The organism is Deltaproteobacteria bacterium (assembly GCA_016210045.1).
GTDB lineage: Bacteria > UBA10199 > UBA10199.
On the sequence record JACQUX010000001.1, the window covers coordinates 1 to 17,981 of the forward strand.

11 protein-coding genes are annotated in these 17,981 nt (G+C 58.6%); 9 read left to right on the forward strand and 2 right to left on the reverse strand.

Going from position 1 to position 17,981, the window contains the following annotated elements; genetic code table 11:
• The first annotated feature begins 368 nt into the window (after positions 1–368).
• The 5 genes from HY696_00005 (at position 369) to HY696_00025 (ending at position 6,866) form a co-directional block, all read left to right on the forward strand.
• On the forward strand, positions 369–2,153 hold the full coding sequence (locus HY696_00005) for a B12-binding domain-containing radical SAM protein (protein ID MBI4236785.1): 1,785 nt from the start codon (positions 369–371) through the stop codon (positions 2,151–2,153).
• On the forward strand, positions 2,140–2,337 hold the full coding sequence (locus tag HY696_00010) for a hypothetical protein (protein ID MBI4236786.1): 198 nt from the start codon (positions 2,140–2,142) through the stop codon (positions 2,335–2,337). Before HY696_00005 ends, HY696_00010 begins: the two co-directional genes overlap by 14 nt.
• Positions 2,334–3,098, forward strand: a complete 765-nt coding sequence (locus HY696_00015; protein ID MBI4236787.1) for a class I SAM-dependent methyltransferase — start codon at positions 2,334–2,336, stop codon at positions 3,096–3,098. Before HY696_00010 ends, HY696_00015 begins: the two co-directional genes overlap by 4 nt.
• Positions 3,095–4,681, forward strand: coding sequence for a hypothetical protein (locus tag HY696_00020; GenBank protein MBI4236788.1), 1,587 nt, complete (start codon positions 3,095–3,097; stop codon positions 4,679–4,681). The genes HY696_00015 and HY696_00020 overlap by 4 nt, the downstream gene beginning before the upstream one ends.
• 688 nt (positions 4,682–5,369) lie before the next feature.
• On the forward strand, positions 5,370–6,866 hold the full coding sequence (locus tag HY696_00025; GenBank protein ID MBI4236789.1) for a HAMP domain-containing histidine kinase: 1,497 nt from the start codon (positions 5,370–5,372) through the stop codon (positions 6,864–6,866).
• On the opposite strand, the gene HY696_00030 is transcribed toward HY696_00025, so the two are convergent.
• Entirely contained in the window at positions 6,855–7,577 is a 723-nt protein-coding gene (locus HY696_00030) for a tetratricopeptide repeat protein (GenBank protein MBI4236790.1), read from the reverse strand. The genes HY696_00025 and HY696_00030 overlap by 12 nt on opposite strands.
• 31 nt (positions 7,578–7,608) lie before the next feature.
• Positions 7,609–9,726, reverse strand: coding sequence for a hypothetical protein (locus HY696_00035; GenBank protein ID MBI4236791.1), 2,118 nt, complete (start codon positions 9,724–9,726; stop codon positions 7,609–7,611).
• A 621-nt stretch (positions 9,727–10,347) separates the two neighbouring features.
• Between HY696_00035 and HY696_00040 the strand changes: the two genes are divergently transcribed.
• The 4 genes from HY696_00040 (at position 10,348) to HY696_00055 (ending at position 17,734) form a co-directional block, all read left to right on the forward strand.
• Complete coding sequence (locus HY696_00040; protein ID MBI4236792.1) at positions 10,348–13,623, forward strand: VCBS repeat-containing protein; 3,276 nt, start codon at positions 10,348–10,350, stop codon at positions 13,621–13,623.
• 253 nt (positions 13,624–13,876) lie between these two features.
• On the forward strand, positions 13,877–14,968 hold the full coding sequence (locus HY696_00045; protein MBI4236793.1) for a DUF819 family protein: 1,092 nt from the start codon (positions 13,877–13,879) through the stop codon (positions 14,966–14,968).
• A gap of 10 nt (positions 14,969–14,978) precedes the next feature.
• A complete protein-coding gene (locus tag HY696_00050) occupies positions 14,979–15,719 on the forward strand; it encodes a D-alanyl-D-alanine carboxypeptidase family protein (GenBank protein MBI4236794.1) in 741 nt (246 codons plus the stop codon).
• A 308-nt stretch (positions 15,720–16,027) separates the two neighbouring features.
• Complete coding sequence (locus HY696_00055) at positions 16,028–17,734, forward strand: hypothetical protein (protein ID MBI4236795.1); 1,707 nt, start codon at positions 16,028–16,030, stop codon at positions 17,732–17,734.
• Positions 17,735–17,981 lie beyond the last annotated feature (247 nt).

Genomic DNA, 17,981 nt, shown 5'->3' on the forward strand with positions numbered 1-17,981 from the left:
GCACCCTCTTCACCCTCACCCCCGCCCCCATCGGCCCAGAAAAAGCGCCCCCGCCGAAGGCGGGTCCGCCTGCGGCGGAGACTGCCTCGCCACCTGGGCCCACCACCCCACTGCGTGTTTGAATTATTGAGGATCGCTCATGCCGCCTCCCTGTCCGCCGATACGAATGCAACAATCCGGAATGTGGGACACATGTGGTGCACCTTGCTATCCGCCGCCCACAATAAATCAGCAACTTACAACGGCCTATCGCTGGCACGCGATGTGCATCTCTCACTGATGCGAAGCATGAGTCATAGACGGATGAGTGCAGAAAAAATGTAGGCGTTCAGTCTCGCAGTAGCGGAAAAGCATAACGAGGTGTGACGATGCCGGACATTACGCTCATCAACCCCCCGATCGGGCAGGATACGGGCAATCATCCACTCCCGTATAATTTGTGGCAACTTGCCAGTTTTGTGAAGTCACTTGAATTCACACCAGCACTACTTGATCTGAATTTCATCTGGAGAAAATGGGGGGCGAACTACGACACGCTGAAAGCCCGTGTATTGGACGTCGATTCTCCCATTGTCGGATTCACTTGTATGGGCAACAATTTCCCGACCGCCTTAGAGTTAGCCACTGATTTGAAAGAAACACGACCTGACGTTGTCGTCGTTTTTGGTGGCCCTCACGTTTCCCTAGTCGGAGACGCGGTTCTCCGCACCTATTCGTGTGTTGATTATGTTGTCGTTGGCGAAGGGGAGTTTACGCTCCGTGAAATGCTGGCCACCGACGTTCGTGATTGGCCTAACATTCCTGGAGTGCTTTCCAAAGGATGCTCGCTGACTCCTCGGGCACTGATGCCTACGCTCGACCTATTGCCTCCACTCGATCTCAGACTGCTCAATTGGGAAGGCTACCATACGCCCCTGCTCCGAGATCATTTTGCCTTTCCGCTGCTCGCCGGATCTGGGTGTCCATTTTCATGCACGTTTTGCTCAACATCCGTGATGTGGAAACGCCGTTTCCGCGTCAAATCTCCCACGCGGCTTGTGCGTGAAATGCAAGTATTGTTGGCAGAGACAGGCTGCCGGAAGTTTGATCTGGTGCATGACATTTTTACTGCCAACAAACGATACGTTGGCGAATTTTGTGCTGAGGTCACGGGAAAAGATCTCCGTTGGTTATGCTCCTCACGTATCGACAGCTTGGATGCCAATGAGGTCGCGCAGATGTCCTCGGCCGGGTGTGCTGGGATATTTTTCGGCGTCGAATCGGCCTCATCCACCGTTCAGCGCGCGATCGGCAAACGCCTCAAGGTGGAGCGTATACTTCCAACGTTAGACACATGCGTGCAGCAAGGAATCGACTGTGTCTGTTCCACCCTGTTTGGTCTTCCCCAGGAGACTTGGGAAGATATTTCCGCCACCGCGCAACTTTGCATCGATGCGCGATCATTGGGCGTAGGGCGTGCAAATATGCACATGCTCATGTCTTTACCTGGGACAGAGATCTACCGCACGGCAAAACTCGCGGATCAAATCGATGAACGCGATCTACGCCGATCAAGTCTGCCCATCGCATCACAGCGGGCGAAGGGTTGGATCGAGTGCCACCCGAACCTGTTTAGCGCCTTTCGCTGGGTAGAGCATGAATCCATTACTAAGGATGAAATGTATGACGTTATGTCGTGGGGTACTCACCTGGCGACGCATCCAGAATCGTTGGGGCACGTCCTGCGCCAGTGTCATGGGCAACTGCGTGAAGCGATCCACGCACTCTCACAATACTCCAATCCGACGACTGCTCCTACGATTGCCCTAGAGCGCGCCGCACAACAGGGGACGTTCGCGGGACTTCGACAGATCTTTCGTGAGGAACAACGCATTGCTACGATCTTGGCGGCATATCGAAGTAACAATCTCAGTGCTCAACGGCGGTTCGCATACTGGCTGTGTAGATCTGAGACAAAACGCGGCATCCTCTACGAGGTTGCTCCGGACGCTGTCACAATTAATATCTATGGACTGACTGAACGGGAATGGCATGAGTGGAACATCCCGGAGGACACGTCCATTCTCACAACCAACGACCTGGAACAATTGGGGCCTTGTTGGCCTGTAATGAAACCGGGTCAAGAACCGAGGAGTCACTATGCAATTCATTAGATCCGTTCGCATTATCCTGGAAAACCACTTCTATGTTGGCACGTGTGCCGATGCGCGGCGCCGTCCCTTAGAAGCGCCAAATCAAGGCAAACGGGGACACAAGAAATTAGCAGATGAGCGATATGACCAGCTTTCCAAAGAAGCCGGTATTGTCAATTCAGAGCTGACCAATGAAACGACATGACTGACGAACTCTTCGAAAGGGGTCATGCCATGGATGTTCCAATGCGCCGAGGGCGCCTGCTCGCAACGGCATATGCACATATTTACCAACCCACAGCGGATTTGCGTCTTGTGCGGCACTGCTTGACACGAGTTCGAGGCGCACATCTCGCACTCGGTTGTGGAACTGGTCGAGAGCTGGAACCGGCTCTCGAGGCGCGGCGAGCGGCAATCGGCATTGATTATTGGGAGGACATGCTGGACGTGGCACGGAGAAGATTCCTCGCACGTCATGCTGATCTCTTATCTCTGCAGTGCGCTGATTTTACTTCAGTCGAACTGCCACGACAGGTTGGATTGATCACGTGCCTATCCAATACATGGCCCATGATCCTGGAACGCAAGCATCGTAGGGCGATGTGGCAGCGCTGCTGCAGCAGTCTTGCGACCGGTGGACTAATGATGGTCGTTGTCGTGAACCAATATCCACCTGGAGTTCTGGAACGGCACATGGAGATCGATACCGATAGTGGAAAACTCGACTTCCATATCCGGTGGGAAGAAGATCGTGCCATGTCCCTGAGAACATACCATTTGGACTTATCCAGGCAGCAGGAGTCAGAAGTGCACACTATACCGACCGCCATTATCGCCCATACAGAAATGATCATTGATGCACAAAATGCGGGATTCCTGGTGGATGCCATCTTTGGGGATTACGATGAATCACCACTATCTGACTCCTCCCCATGGCAAGTGATCATATGCACAAAGGATGCATGAATCGAGTGCCCGCAAAAACGGCGCCATGGCAGCGTGGTTGCACTTTTATTAGCCACGGCTTCCTATTGGCACTTGGCATTGTGCTTGCGCAGCCTGCCGCTGGTGCTTCAGTGCGGGAATATCACCGCATTCTTCTGTCCGATCCGATCGATCTTGATCCAGCTAGAATCGAAGATGTGAATGCGCTACAAATAATGCTCCAAGCTGCCGAAGGTCTCGTCGAATTGGAGCACAATAATATCAGTCCGGCGATCGCTGAGCGATGGGAGATCTCTACGGATTTGAGGGAATATCAATTTCATCTCAATCCAAAGGCCCTGTTCAGTAATGGAGTCCGGATCACAGCAGATGATGTCGTGCATTCATTTCATTATCTACTTGGCGACAGCTCGTTGGTCTGGAGGGAGTTATCGGTTATCAGCGGGGCCACAGAGTATCACGAAGGAAAAAATGATACTGTGACCGGTATCGAAAAAATAGGTCCCCAGCTAGTCAAGTTTACGCTGGAGCGACCATTTTCCCCATTTTTGGAAATTATCGCAACGCCGCCGTTCGTTGTGCTTCCACAACAGAGTTTTAAGATATTGCATGAGAAAAAAGTAGCGCCGTTCGTCTCCTCAGGGCCCTATCAGCTAGTACACTACGAGAAAACACAATCGGTGCAGCTAGAGCGGAATCCGTACCACCGGGCTGCGGATCGCGTTTACTTCGATCGCATCGTTTACAACATAGTTCGCAATCCGTTGCTGGCAAAAGCGGGGTTTTTCGGAGGCCTTTACGCGGATATATGGCCAATTTTCATCCGCGATGTACCACTACAGTCACATGGCCATTTTGAGAGGATTCCAGCGTATTCGGCCGGCACCTGGTATCTTGAATTCAACCTCAACAATCCAAGCGTTGCCAATCTCGCATTGCGGCGTTTCATAGCATCAAATTTGGATCGACGCGCCTTTCTGCTCGAACTTCAATTACCCACACATTTTGCGGCCACTCGATTCATTCCCAGAGGTCTCGTGGGATATCGGGAGGCTGCAGCGAGTGCCGAGGTAGTAGACTGGCAGCACGAATTGGCGCAGGCCGGTTGTCTTCCTGAAAAGCCGTGCGTGGTCGAGTTGATTTATGAAAAAGATGTCAGTGCGGCCTTAGAAAAACTGTTTCGCCCCATCAGGGAGCAACATGCAGACAGGGTCCACATTATCCTGCAAAAGCTGGAGCGTCATGCGTGGTACCAGCGATTTATCACGGGTGCTTATGCAATGTTGTACATCGGAAATAACGCACGGTATTCCGACGCATATTCCATGCTAAATTATTTGATGATGGATCAGTATCACCCCGGACTTCAGAGAGAAGAAATCGGGCGACAATTGGAATTGGCATTCGAGACGAGCGACCGGGTGGTGCGGGGAAACCACTATGCACGTGTCGATGATCTGTTGTTACAGCAATATGCAGTGGTCCCCATCTACCATGGAGTCGTGCCCTATCTCTTTGTAAGAAAAGGTTATGTGGGACACAAAGTACCAATATTGGGACCGCATCACATCGTGATGAGCAACATCAGACAAAGTTCTCAGTAACATGAAAACTCTCAGCCTCAAGCACATATTTAGGTTATTCTTTTGTGGGTACACTCTTTCATGCCTCGTTGTCCTTGGAAGTTTCTATGTGCTGAATAACAAAGTTGAGGCGCAATTTCATAACGAAGCAGATTCGACAACGAACATTCTTGCCGAGCTGGTGAAGAACTCTTTGATCATCTCCGATTATCATGAAATCCAGCGCATCGGACAAACTATGGAAGAGTTACCAGAGATAGAGACTATAGAAATCGCTAATGTGTATGGAGACATTATCTACAGTGGGGCAGACTCGCATCTCCACGATGATGTTACATTCATCGTGGAGCGGGCGATTGCAGAGCGAACGGTTACGGGAGCTGTGACCAAATTGGGGCGAATTAGCGTAACTTATTCCTATCAAGCGTTACGAACAGTCTTTGAACGCCACGGCACCGTTATCGGCGCAATGTCTGCTTTGCTTTTGGCTGGTCTTCTTGTGATGTGGCTGGCGCTCTCCAAACTGCTCGTGCGTTTTATTTCGAACGTGCAAGACAGACTGCGCAAATTAGGACACGCAGAGCACACAGACAGCGCAGAGCATCAGCGAATCGCGGAATTCCAGACGATTTGGGACAGCCTGACTGGGGTATCCGACCGTCTCTTCGCACTAAGAGAGAGGCAACAACGGCAAGTTGAGCTTGAGACGGTGGCGCGAATAGCCGCCCAAGTCGCGCACGATATCCGGTCGCCGTTGACGGCGTTGCGGGTGGTGGCGGGGCATTTGGCGGAGGTGGGGGAAGAGAAACGGGTGATGATTCGGAATGCGGTGCAGCGGATTGACGATATTGCGAACGACTTGGCGGGGAAACAGACGGCGGTGGCAACGGGGGGACAGGACGCGGCGGAGACGGAACGGTGCTCCGTGCAGTTGCTCTCCAGCTTGGTCGAACCGTTGATCTCGGAGAAGCGGATTCAATTGCGCGCGCGGTTGGGAGTCGAGATTCAATGCACGTTGGACACCACGGCGTATGGATTGTTCGCGCAGCTGCAGCCGGTCGAATTCAAGCGGCTGCTGTCGAACCTGATCAACAACTCCGTCGAGGCGCTGAATGGTGCGGGCACCGTGACGGTCACGCTCGAGCACGTGGATGGTGTCCCGCAGATCGTCGTCGCGGACACGGGCCAAGGGATTCCGCCGGAGATCCTGCCGCGCCTGATGCAGCGCGGGGCCACGTTCGGCAAGGCCGGCGGCTCGGGGCTGGGACTGTTTCATGCGCGAACGACCGTCGAGCACTGGGGCGGGACGCTGGCGCTGGCTTCCACCGTGGGCCACGGCACGACGGTCACCGTGACACTGCCGCCCGCTGATGCACCGGCGTGGTTTGTTCCCCGCGTTGAGGTGCGGCCGCACAGCCACATTGTCGTCGTGGATGACGACGCGTCGATTCATCACCTCTGGGACGAACGCCTCGCGCCGCTGGCGTTGGACGAGCACTCCATCCAAGTACAGCACTTCTCTTCCGGTACGGAGGCGCAGGCGTGGCGTCAGGTGCAGGCCGCAGAAACGCTGCTGCTGCTCTGCGACTACGAACTGCTCGGCGAACCGAGCAACGGCCTGGACCTGATCCAGACCCTCGGCGTCGCACACCGGGCGATCTTAGTGACAAGTCATTATGAAGAACCGGCGATCCAAGCGCGGTGCGCCGCACTCGGCGTCCGCTTGATCCCCAAGGGCTTGGCCGGGCTGGTGCCGATCGCGGTGGCCGCGCCTCCGGCGGCGGCAGCAGTGGCCGCCGCGGCCGCCCCGCCACCGAGCAACGGTGCCGCATCCTCCGCCGAAGGCGGTTCTGCCAACGGCGGAGGCGCGCACGTCCTCGTCATCGACGATGACACCGGCATCCAGTTCGCGTGGGCGGCGGAGCAGCGGCGGCTGGGGATCGGACGGTTGGCGATCTATCCGTCGATGGACGCCTGTGCGGCCGCCGCGCCGGACTATGCGCAATTCGATTTCGCGTTCGTGGATAAAAACATCCCCAGCGACACCTGGCCGATCGCGCAAGTCATCACGCACTTGAAGGCCGCTGGCGTCAAGCGGGTGATCCTCGCGACCGGCGAAAATCGAATCCACACGCCCGACGATCCGATCTGGACGCTGGCCGATGGTGTGGAACCGATGAAAGTGCCGGAGGTGTTACCGGGGTGACGCGGGAGTGGGGGGCGCGGATGAGAGCAGTTGGGCTTCGAGTGCCGCAACGAGTTGTTGTTCTTCGGGGCTCCGGCCGTAGGGGCGCGCGCGGTCCAACCAGTGGCGGGCAACCGGGTAGTGCCCCTGGTCCAGCGCGACTTCGGCACGGGTGGCGGCGATGCTGAACCGATAGGGGGCGCCGGCGGGTTCTGCGGTGACCCAGGCCCAGACCTGTTCGAGGGTGCTCGCCGCCGCGTCCCATTCGCCCTGGCGTCGCTGGCACTCGCCGAGCAACTGATACACCGCATAGCGTTGGGCCTGGATTCCCTCCGCCCCAGAGGCGCGTTCCACCTGAATTTGCAAGCTCCGCAACAGACTGGCCGCTGCCGCCGCGGCGCCCTCCAACAAGTAAACGCGCGCCAGATTCACGGACATCCCCACAAGGCGGGGCACGTCATCCAACCGATAACAATACGGGACGCCGCGCTCGTACGCGTCCCGCGCCGCCGCATAATCCACCGTACCCATCCAGAGATTACCGAGCCCATTGTAGATCGTGGCGAGGAAGCGCACGTCTTGCAGTTCCTTGGCGACCCCCAACGCCGTTTCCAGACACGCCCGCGCGGGTGCGGTCCGGCCCAGCGCCCGATGAATTTCACCCAAGTAGTAGAGGCGCTGCGCCCGCCGCCAATCCACCGTCGCTGTGGCATTCCACTGGGCCAGTTCCACCTCAAAATGGGCTTGGGCGGCTGCAAGAGCGTTAATGGATCAGCAAACTACAGCCGGCGGCGGAGAGGGGCGAGGTCGCCGCGCCGCCGCTGCCGTCGACTTGGTTGCCGGCGAGGATCGCGCCGCTGCGGGTGGTGGGATCGACAGTGCCGGGGGTGGGGGATTCGATGGTGGGCGGAAGGGATGGCGTTGACGGACTGCCCCCGCCAAAGGCGGGTCTGCCTTCGGCGGAGGGGTCGGTGGGGGCGTTGTTCGTTAGGCTGTTGCCGTCGGCGGCGGAGGGGCCTTGAAGCTCGTTCAGCGACGTGCCATCACCGCTGAGGGCCTCCGGGCCGCCGGCGAAGACGCCGATGACGGCGCTGCCGCCGTCGTTACCGGCGCTGAGCGGGGTGGTTGCAGTGTCCGGTGTCGTCGGGATCTCGACCTCGAATCCAGATTCCGGACCCAACATCTCGACCGGCCCGGCGTCGGCATCGCCACCCACCACGCCACTCTCTGCCCCATTACTCCCGGCCATCGCCCCGCCGATCGGCGCGAGGATGACAGTCGTGGGGCTGAGGGGGGTCTCAATAATGTCTAAGAAAATTGACGGAAGGGTACTGAGTTGAAAATTGGTCAGTGTCTTATTTGCAAATGCAGAGCTAAGAATCAGAGCAAACTGCCGCTCAGACTCAATAGCAGACGAAGAGTCTTGTAAGCGGTCGCGACAAATGGCGAGACACGTTGTCTGCGGCAAATACTCTCCCACGGCTGCTATTGCCTCCAATTTCCATCTTTCTGTCCCAGCGGATTCATATGTGCATGATCCGCTTAATTTGGGCGAAGCCGCGTCAACGAGTTCCACTAATTCGATTGTCCCCGGCTTGGAGAGACACCACGCCGATGGGACCACGACATTAATCCCGTCAACCACATTGCCTGCGTTACACTTCTGATATTTCTCCGGCAATCCCTTCTCACCCATATGCGTACAACTTTTCCCGACAGTGAATTCCGCAGCCGTATCATGGTCCGCTGGAGCCGCAAACACCGTCGCCGCCACTGGTGCCTCACCTACACTGACCACGGCCTCCCCGGCAGTTGATTCGGCCACTTCCCCAATCGGATCCGTGGCCTCCATTTGGACGGGCACCTTCACCTCCGCAAACGTATTCGGCTCCACCACGACATTTGCGGTCTGCGGCGTTCCAAGCAAACCGGTATCGAGTTGCTGCAATGTGTTGTGGGTCACAGTCAGCACACTACCATCCAGCAACACGCCTTGTTGAAAGTGCCGCAACGTATTCCCCTGTTCCGCACCCCCACCCATCCGATGCCCATTCCCTTGCAGCACCACCCCCACTTGTCCGATGAATTGCGCCGCCGCGTTCGCTTGCAATACGGCCTCCGCGCCCGTTACGGCCGCAGACACCGCCGGAGCACCGTCGAACTGCGAACCGGTCACCTCGTGCCCCTCGCCTTGCAACTGCGCCCCGGTCGCGTACCCGTTCACAGTCACCGCACTCATGTGGGTCTGCGCGCCGCTGACACTGATGCCGATCGTCCCGTGCGGGGTCGGCGTGCCGGCGATGTAATCCCACAGGACTTGCACCTGATCGAGCAAGCTACCATTCTGTCCCACGCGCAGCCCGTGATCAAAATTGCGGATGGTCACCTGCTGCACCGTCGTGTTGCTCACTGGTTCCGCATCAATGCCGACCGTCTCCGGCCCGGCCGTCCCCGTCAGCGTACTCTCGACCACTGCGTGGCCGGAGCTCGACATCACAACGCCACGTTGTGCCCCGTCGAGCGCTGCCTGCTGCAACACGACCGGCTGACTCCCCTTCAACTCCACCAACGGCTTGTTCCCCAACAACGTCCCGCCTTTTACCGTCAGCCCATACACAATCAGCGGCACCCCACTCGCGTTGTCGATCACCAACGTGTCGTCCAACACCACCGGAGACTTCAGCGCAAAACAGATCGCGCGATACGTTTCTTTCAGATACAGCGCCTGCGTCTGCGCCGCCGTGAGCTTGGCCTTCACCCCCGCCAACCCCTTCGGATACACCGCCGTCACCACCCCCGGACACCCCCCACTCCCCTCCAACGTCACGGGCCCCCCAAAGGCACTCGGCATCGCCACCAACAACCCCACTACTCCCACCACACTCAACAGGACCTGTTGGCAAATATTTCTGAACGACTGCGGGTGACTGGGGGGGTATCGCCTCGGCCGCGCGGGCTGGGGCGCGGAAGCAAAGGGCTCTTGAAACCACTCGGACTGATCCGACAAGCAAGAAATTCGCGCGCCATCCCCCACTCTCAGGTCGCAGGGGAGACCCGCCCGCGCGGCCGAGGCGGTAGCCCCCCCAGGCAGGACCCGCACTCCGTAATCATTATTGCCAACAGCTCTAAAACTATTTCTCATCTCTCCGCTCCCCCGAACGGATGGCTTGCGCCCTCCTGAGTGAGCAAGGCCTATGCCACGCTGACCCACCGCGTCGAACCGCTGCGATATCCGCCGGATAGCCCTTGGCGGGCGGCAACCTCACACCGCCACTTCGGGTCATAACCCACCCGTTATCCGCCACATTCTCATTTTGGCAGTGCGTTTATCCCGACCGAAAACGCGCACATTTTCCCCACAATTTTTCTACGACACGTCCGATAACAATGAGTGCGGTGCTGCACAGCACAAAAATATTTTTGTCCTTGACGCAGCGCAATTTCGTCTTGCGCTGCGGCGCGTCGAGGTGTAGTCCACAGACACGATGTGCGGGAGAGGCCGATGGCCGAGAACACCACAGCAACACGCGGGTCCGAGGGTGGAAGCACACCCCGCAACCAGCACCCAGCACGGATTTGCGGTGCCGTGCTGTTGTGGCTCTGGGCTGCCGCCTGCGGTGGGGGCCCTAGCGGACTCGACCTCGCCAACGAACAAGGCGACACCAACGTTCCACGGCTGACTCCGATTGCCTCGACCAATCTCACGCCTTCCGTCACCCCCCCTGTATCTAATGATACGCCGCTCACCGCCGCCGCGTTGCGGGAACAATGGCTCTCGCCGGACCAGTACAGCGGCGTGGTGGTCGTGCAGTTTGCCGACGGGACCGATGTGCGGCTGCACGCCGGCGAATGGCGCACCGCGCAAGGCGCCGCGTTAGCAGGCTTCGCGTCGTTTCGTTCCCAATTTCCGGACGTCGCCATCGCCCCCGCGCTCGACTTCGATGACACGATGTGGGCGCGCATTGAGGCCCGCGCCCAGCGCGAAGGCCTGACGCTGCACGATTGGCGGCGGACCTTCGTGGTGTGGGTTGCAGATCCCGGTCGGGCGAAGCAATTGCTGACATGGTTGGAGGGACAGGCACAGGTGGAACGGGCGGAACCTGTGCCGAAGCGCCGCCCAGCCGGGGTCAGTACTCCTGATCTCACTAGTGGACAAAGTTACATCTCAAATAACCCAGGAGGACTCAATATCGTCGCGGCTTGGCAACAAGGTGTAACAGGGAAAAACCAGACGATCATCGATTACGAAGACCTTTGGAATTATGATCATGAGGATCTCCCCGTAGACATTCAAAACACTCCACTCAGTTCGAATACAGGCGTCTCCGGTAATCATGGCACGGCCGTACTGGGTATTATCGCGGCAAAAGATAATAGCCTGGGAGCAGCTGGTATAGCTACGACTGCCAATATTCGAACGTTATCTGATGAGGGGGAATCCACAGAAGATCCATTTGCTGGTCTTCACTACTTTCTCCAGCAGTATAGTTTGGGTTTTAGTGTAGGGGGACAAGTGCTAGTGGACGAGGCAGCTGGCATGGGTCCGCTGGAGTTTATTTCGACTGCCGTCGGGTCAGTGAAGGATCTCATCGAATTGGGGACCGTTGTGGTATCGACGGCTGGCAACGCCAGTCTCAACATCGATCCATATCTCATTGATGACCTCGGCACTATCCTCGTCGGCGCATCTGAAGGACCCAGCCTCAAAAAGGCTGCCTTCAGCAACTGTGGTAAACGTGTCAACGTCTTCGCGTGGGGCGCGGGCGTCGTAACGACCGGGTACGGCGACTATGGCTTCAGTGAACTGGCCCGCGTCGACGGCTATGGCTTCTGCATTCCCTGGGAGTGGACGCAACCGGAGAATGCTGGGCTACTCGCGCAGGTCTGCCCCATCGTCCCGAGCTTCTGCCAGGGCCAGGGAGAAATTAAGGTCACGAAGGACTTCTACTGCCCCGCTGCCTACACGATGATCCCCAGCGCCGGCGTGCAGACCGGCTACCAGGGCAACCATTTCTGGTACGACGATGACCCCGCGACGCTGGAACTCACCGGCGAGAACCTGACCGATCCGAACAAGTGGTACACCAATCACTTCGGCGGGACCTCGGCGGCGACGGCGATCATCGGCGGCGTCGCGGCGTTGTTGCAAGAATACACGCAGCAGCTCTATCAGGATCAAATCGAATCGTGGGAATACGCCTATCTCGACTCGTGGCAGATGCGGGACCTGCTGACCCAAGCGGGCACGCCGCAGAGTGACGACGGCTGCCCCATCGGCGTGCAACCGGACGTCGGCAAGGCGATGCAGCTATTAAAAGACGGCGTGGTCACGCCGACGATCAAGCCGTTCACCAACCCCGGGAGTCTCGGTGCGGCGCACGTCTGCGTCGACAATTACCTCGCCGACCCGAGCGGCTTCGACCCGACCACCGACTGCCCCAACAGCTATCAACCGCTCGCGAAGCGGATGGACCTGGACGGCGACGGCCGCGCCGACCTGATCGCGTGGACGCGGCAGCACCAATGGTGGATCGACTTGAGTGGCACGCCATCCCCGAACAGCGATGACGGCTTCGGCGCCTGGGATCTGACGCTGACGCCGCCGAGCGTCAGCACGGCGGCGAGCGGCCCCAGCCGGCTCTTCCCGGTCGTGGCCGATTACGACGCCGACGGCCGCGCCGACCTCGCCCTCTACAACACCGACACCGGCGTGCTCCAAATCAAACGCACAACGGACGCGCTGCTGGAGACCGGGACCTTCGGCGTTTGGGACGCGACCCGCGACTACAGTGCCGACCCGCAATGGCAGGCCCAGAGCCGCCCGTTCGTCGGCGACTTCAACGGACCGTACGCCGCCGATTACGTGATCCACGGCCCGGATGCGAACGGCGCATATCACGCCGGCCGCGCGGTCGACTTCGGCCTCGTCACGCCCGATGGCCAGTGGTTGCTCGACTATGGCCAAGGCACGCTCGACAGCTATGGCGCGTTCGATCAAGCGCTCACGGTGTTGAGCCCCGCCCAATTGCAACAGGCCCCCGGCTGGGCCTATGTCCCGCTCCCCCACGTGAACACCTTCGGCGTGCCGGAGCCGCCGCTCGACGTGGCCTACCTCGTCCCGGACGGCTTCGCCGACAGTCAGACCCTCTATTATGTCGGCCCGCCGTTTCAATACGACGGCGTCGCCGCGGTCACCCCCGCCGACCTCACGCCGATCGAAGGCCTGGTCCCGCTCGGCGCGCATCAACTGATCCCGGCCCAGTACGACGCCTCCCCCACCGCGCAATCGGTCCTCGGCTGTCGCGCCCCGAAGGCCCCGTGGAGCCTCTGGGACTGGACCGCCTTCGCCTGGCAACCGCTGCAACCGACCCAAGGCCTCGGCAACGCGGACTGCCACGCGATCCCCGCCGACTATGACGGCGACGGCCACGACGACCGTGCGGTGCTCTGCCACCACGGCGAGTGGCGGATTGCCTACACCGCGGACGACTATCCACTCGACCCACAAGATGGCCTGCGCCACATCCCGCTCGGCCTCGCCGGCCCCGCGCTCCCCGGCCAGATCTACCCCGGCGGCGTCGCCCTCGACACCATCGACGCGATCTACAGTCAATATCACTACAACTGCCCCCCCGACGCTTCCGCCGAAGGCGGACCCGCCTCTGGCGGGGGCGAACCCTGCACCCTCTTCACCCTCACCCCCGCCCCCATCGGCCCCCACTTCGCCGACTGCCTCGCCACCTGGGCCCATCATCCGACGGCGTGTTTGCAGTATTAAAGGACTACGCATGCTGCGTCCCTGTCCGCCGATTCACATTCCACAATCCGGATTGTGGAACACTTGCAGTGCGCGCACGCGCTGTCGCTGCACGGAAAATCAAGCAGATACGACCACGCTTTTGTTGGCACGGGGTGTGCTTATAGCAATGCAGAGTGATGAGAAAAGGACCTCGGGGGACGTGGAAGGAAAACGGCGATAGATCTCAGGACGCAAACGATTCTCGTGCCTCCGTGGGCGAAAGGCCGATGCCATGGAACCTGAATTATTACTTCTCGTTATTCTGATCGTCAGTGTCCTCTGCTTGTCGCTTGAGCGAAAAATCGCTTGGTTTCTGCATATCAACGGCATCTGTCTGATCATCCTTTGTGGTGTATTGCTCGCAGCCTTGGGATTCGTTCCTCACCAGCACGCATTGTACGATTTCTTTAGCGGCACGTTGGTCCCCCTTGCGATTGCATTGCTCATTATGTCGTTGGATATTCGTCTACTCACCAAGCTACCAAGGAAATTCTTGGCAATCTATGCGATCGGTATTGTTGCCTCCATGAGTGGAGCACTGGTCGCGGCTCTGATATTCCGCGATCTGGGCCTTGATGCGGCCAAGTTGGCAGCACAGCTCGGGGCAAGCTATATCGGAGGTGGGGAAAATGCTGTGGCTATGCAAAAAATCTTCAATATTCCCCTCCCCCTATTTGTCGGGACTTTTGCCGTTGATAATGTCCTGACTAGCTTGTGGATGCTGCTGATGATCTTCTTCATCGGGCCATATCGTGTGCAATCGGAATTTGTTGGCGTAATCGAAAAACCGCCACCACCAATGTTCACGATTATTGAGATTCTTTCTCTCATCTTCTGCGCGATTGGGGTCGTGTGGATTGCACAGTTCCTTTCTACACGGATTGGGCTGTTGCATACCTTACTGTACGTGAGTCTCTTGTCCATACTTGCTGGGCAGATGGGTTGGGTTCGTCGGCTGTCACAATCCGCTTACTTGCTTGGCGTCCTCTTGTTTCTCCCGTTTTTCTTTGCCATTGGTGCCCACAGCGATTTTGCAGCCATTGCTCGATTGCCTGCGGCCGTATTGGCCATGCCGCCCATCGTCGTCGGGGTTCATGGATTGATCATGGTGATCTGTGGAAAATTTTTGCGCATCCCACGGCATTATCTCGCTGTCGCCTCTCAATCCTTGATTGGGGGTCCCTCGACAGCCGTTGCTGTTGCACAAGCCAGAGAGTGGCACGAGGGTGTGCCGATTGCCGTCATCGCCGGTGTGGGCGGCTATGCCATCGCCAATTTTATTGGTGTGCTCATTTATCGCCTCGCCGCAGCCATGTGCACCTGAGAGAGTTGTCATGATGCCGATTCTACAACATTGGCGCACAGTACCGATCGTTCCGACGTATCCTTCACTCACACCCTGCTGTGTGCAAGATTTGAAGATGCACGCGGCACCCACGCGGCTTGCAGAAACATCGACCTTATGCCTGGCACGAACCTATTACCACATGGGACTCGTTGAAACCTCTTCCACCGTCTTTGCCCGCCAAAGCGTGGCACAGCGTCTGTCGAAGTTGCAGCAATACTTGCCGGCTGGATTTGGGGTACTTGTGTTCGATGCATTTCGCACCCATGCTACCCAAGTCGCACTTTTCCATCATCTCCGCGAGAAAATACGAGACACTCACCCCACATGGAACGCCACACAACTCGATGAGGAAACAGTGCGATACGTAGCGCATCCGGAAATGAGTCGATATCCTGTCTTGCCCCACAACAGTGGCGGAGCCATTGATCTCACACTGACTTTCCAAGATACACCGCTCGATATGGGCACCAATTTTGACGAGCCTTCGCTAGTGTCCGCAATGGCCTATTTTGAAGGAGAGTATGACCCATCCCTTGGCATTCCCGGGACACGTTGGATCACCGCTCGTGAACACCGTCGATTGCTTTTCCACGCCATGGTGCATCTCGGTTTTACGAGTAACCCGAAAGAGTGGTGGCACTTCGATGTAGGAGATTGTCTTTGGGCACGCGTGTTCTCAAGTGAATGGTATTATCCCTCTATGGAAAATGAAATGGATCGGATATGAGGATCCCTGTCGATCCGCAGTTAAATGTGCGCAACGGATCCTCTCCCATCCATCGGCGCATTATTTATACGTGTGTCTGTTGCATGGTGGGGATTGGTATCATAGCGATGTTTGTCGCAAGAATAGTTCTCGAGTCGTGGATCGATCAAACGACCTTACCATCAGTATTTCTGTTGTTTGCCGTGTTTGTCTCCGTCCTGATTACGATCACAACTCTTGTATTATACGCGGCACTGAATTCCACGATCAGACCATTATGGACATTGATCCATTGGGCACATCACACTACCACTGCCGATCCTGTCCCGGTGCCGTCTTTTGGTCCGAAGGAAATTCAGGACATTTACGATATTGTCAATACAGTGCTGGCCAAGTTACGCAAGACGCAATCCTGTCTCGTCGAATCCGAAAAAGAAACGGCCTATCGAAATGTCTGTCACCAAGTGGCCCACGATATTCGCTCGCCGTTGACGGCGTTGCGGGTGGTGGCGGGGTATTTGGCGGAGGTGGGGGAAGAGAAGCGGGTGATGATTCGGAATGCGGTGCAGCGGATTGAAGACATCGCGAATGACTTGGCGGGGAAAAAGGTGCCGGCCGCGACGGGGGGCATTTCGTCGGAGACGGACGGGGTGTCGGTCCAACTCCTCTCCAGCTTGATCGAGCCGTTGATCTCGGAGAAGCGGATTCAATCTCGATCGCGGTTAGGGATCGAGATCCAGTGCACGCTGGATGCCTCCGCGTATGGGCTCTTCGCGCGCGTGCAACCGGTCGAGTGCAAGCGGCTGCTCTCGAACCTGATCAACAACGCGGTCGAGGCAATGGATGGCACGGGCACGGTGACGGTCACATTGGGGCAGGCCGATGACGCCTCGCAGATCGTCGTGGCGGACACGGGCCACGGGATTCCGCCGGACGTGTTGCCGCGGCTGATGCAGCGCGGGGCCACGTTCGGCAAGGCCGGGGGGTCGGGGCTGGGACTGTTTCATGCACGGACGACCGTCGAGCGCTGGGGCGGGACGCTGGCGTTGGCCTCGACGGTGGGCCACGGGACCACGGTCACCGTGACATTGCCGCCGGCCGACGCGCCGGCGTGGTTCGTCGCCCGGGTCGTGATCCCGCCGCGGAGTCGGATCGTGGTCGTCGATGACGACGCGTCGATTCACCACCTCTGGGACGAACGCTTCGCGGCGTTGGCACTGGCGCAACACGCGATCCAAGTGCAGCACTGCTCCTCCGGTACGGAAGCACAGCGATGGTGCCGAGCGCAGCCGTTGGATCACATGCTGCTGCTCTGTGACTACGAACTGATCGGCGAACCGAACAACGGCTTGGATTTGATTCACGCGCTCGGCGTCGCTGCACGCGCCATCCTGGTCACCAGTCATTACGAAGAACCCGCGCTCCAGGCCCGGTGCGCCGCGCTCGGTGTCCGCTTGATCCCGAAGGGCTTGGCGGGGTTGGTGCCGATCGCCGTGGCCGTTCCGCTGGCGGCCCCAGACCCCGCGCCCGCGCCAACTCCGCAATCTAACGCCGGTTCGTCTATCGACGTTCAGCATGGCCTGCTGGCAGCAGGCCATGCGGCGGGTGTGCCAGCACCGACCGCGGCGGTGCCCGCCCTGCCGCCGCACAACGGCTCGGCCACTTCCGCCGAAGGCGGATCCGCCAACGGCGGAGGCGCGCACGTGTTGGTGATCGACGACGACACCGGCATCCAGTTCGCGTGGGAGGCGGAGCGGCAGCGGTTGGGGATCGGGCGGTTGGCGATTTATCCGTCGATGGATGCCTGCGCGGCCGCGGCGCCGGATTACGCGCAGTTCGACTTCGCGTTCGTAGATAAGAACATTCCCAGCAGCACCTGGCAGATCGCGCAAGTCATCACGCACTTGAAGGCCGCGGGCGTGAAGCGCGTGATTCTCGCGACGGGCGAAAACCAAATCCACACCCCCGATGACCCGATCTGGACGCTGGCCGACGGCGTGGAACCGCTGAAGGTGCCGGAGGGGTTGCCACGGTGAGGGGCGGCACGCCCCGAGGTACGCCCACCCCCGCCCCACGGCTTTCGCCCTTGACGCGCGTACAGCAGTGGACTAAATGGCCCGACATGGCTCACGGCCTCGCAGCCAGTCCCGATGCGGCCCGCACGGTTGCCGCTGCGCGACCGCTTCACCCTTGGCACCCTCTTCACCCTCACCCCCGCCCCCATCGGCCCAGAAAAAGCGCCCCCGCCGAAGGCGGGTCCGCCTGCGGCGGAGACTGCCTCGC

Excerpts from the sequence above, each read along its gene's own strand:
- HY696_00050 (MBI4236794.1), top strand. The coding sequence starts at position 14,979 with ATGATGCCGATTCTACAACATTGGCGCACAGTACCGATCGTTCCGACG.
- HY696_00040 (MBI4236792.1), top strand. The coding sequence starts at position 10,348 with ATGGCCGAGAACACCACAGCAACACGCGGGTCCGAGGGTGGAAGCACA.
- HY696_00005 (MBI4236785.1), top strand. The coding sequence starts at position 369 with ATGCCGGACATTACGCTCATCAACCCCCCGATCGGGCAGGATACGGGC.
- HY696_00015 (MBI4236787.1), top strand. The coding sequence starts at position 2,334 with ATGACTGACGAACTCTTCGAAAGGGGTCATGCCATGGATGTTCCAATG.
- HY696_00020 (MBI4236788.1), top strand. The coding sequence starts at position 3,095 with ATGAATCGAGTGCCCGCAAAAACGGCGCCATGGCAGCGTGGTTGCACT.
- HY696_00010 (MBI4236786.1), top strand. The coding sequence starts at position 2,140 with ATGCAATTCATTAGATCCGTTCGCATTATCCTGGAAAACCACTTCTAT.
- HY696_00045 (MBI4236793.1), top strand. The coding sequence starts at position 13,877 with ATGGAACCTGAATTATTACTTCTCGTTATTCTGATCGTCAGTGTCCTC.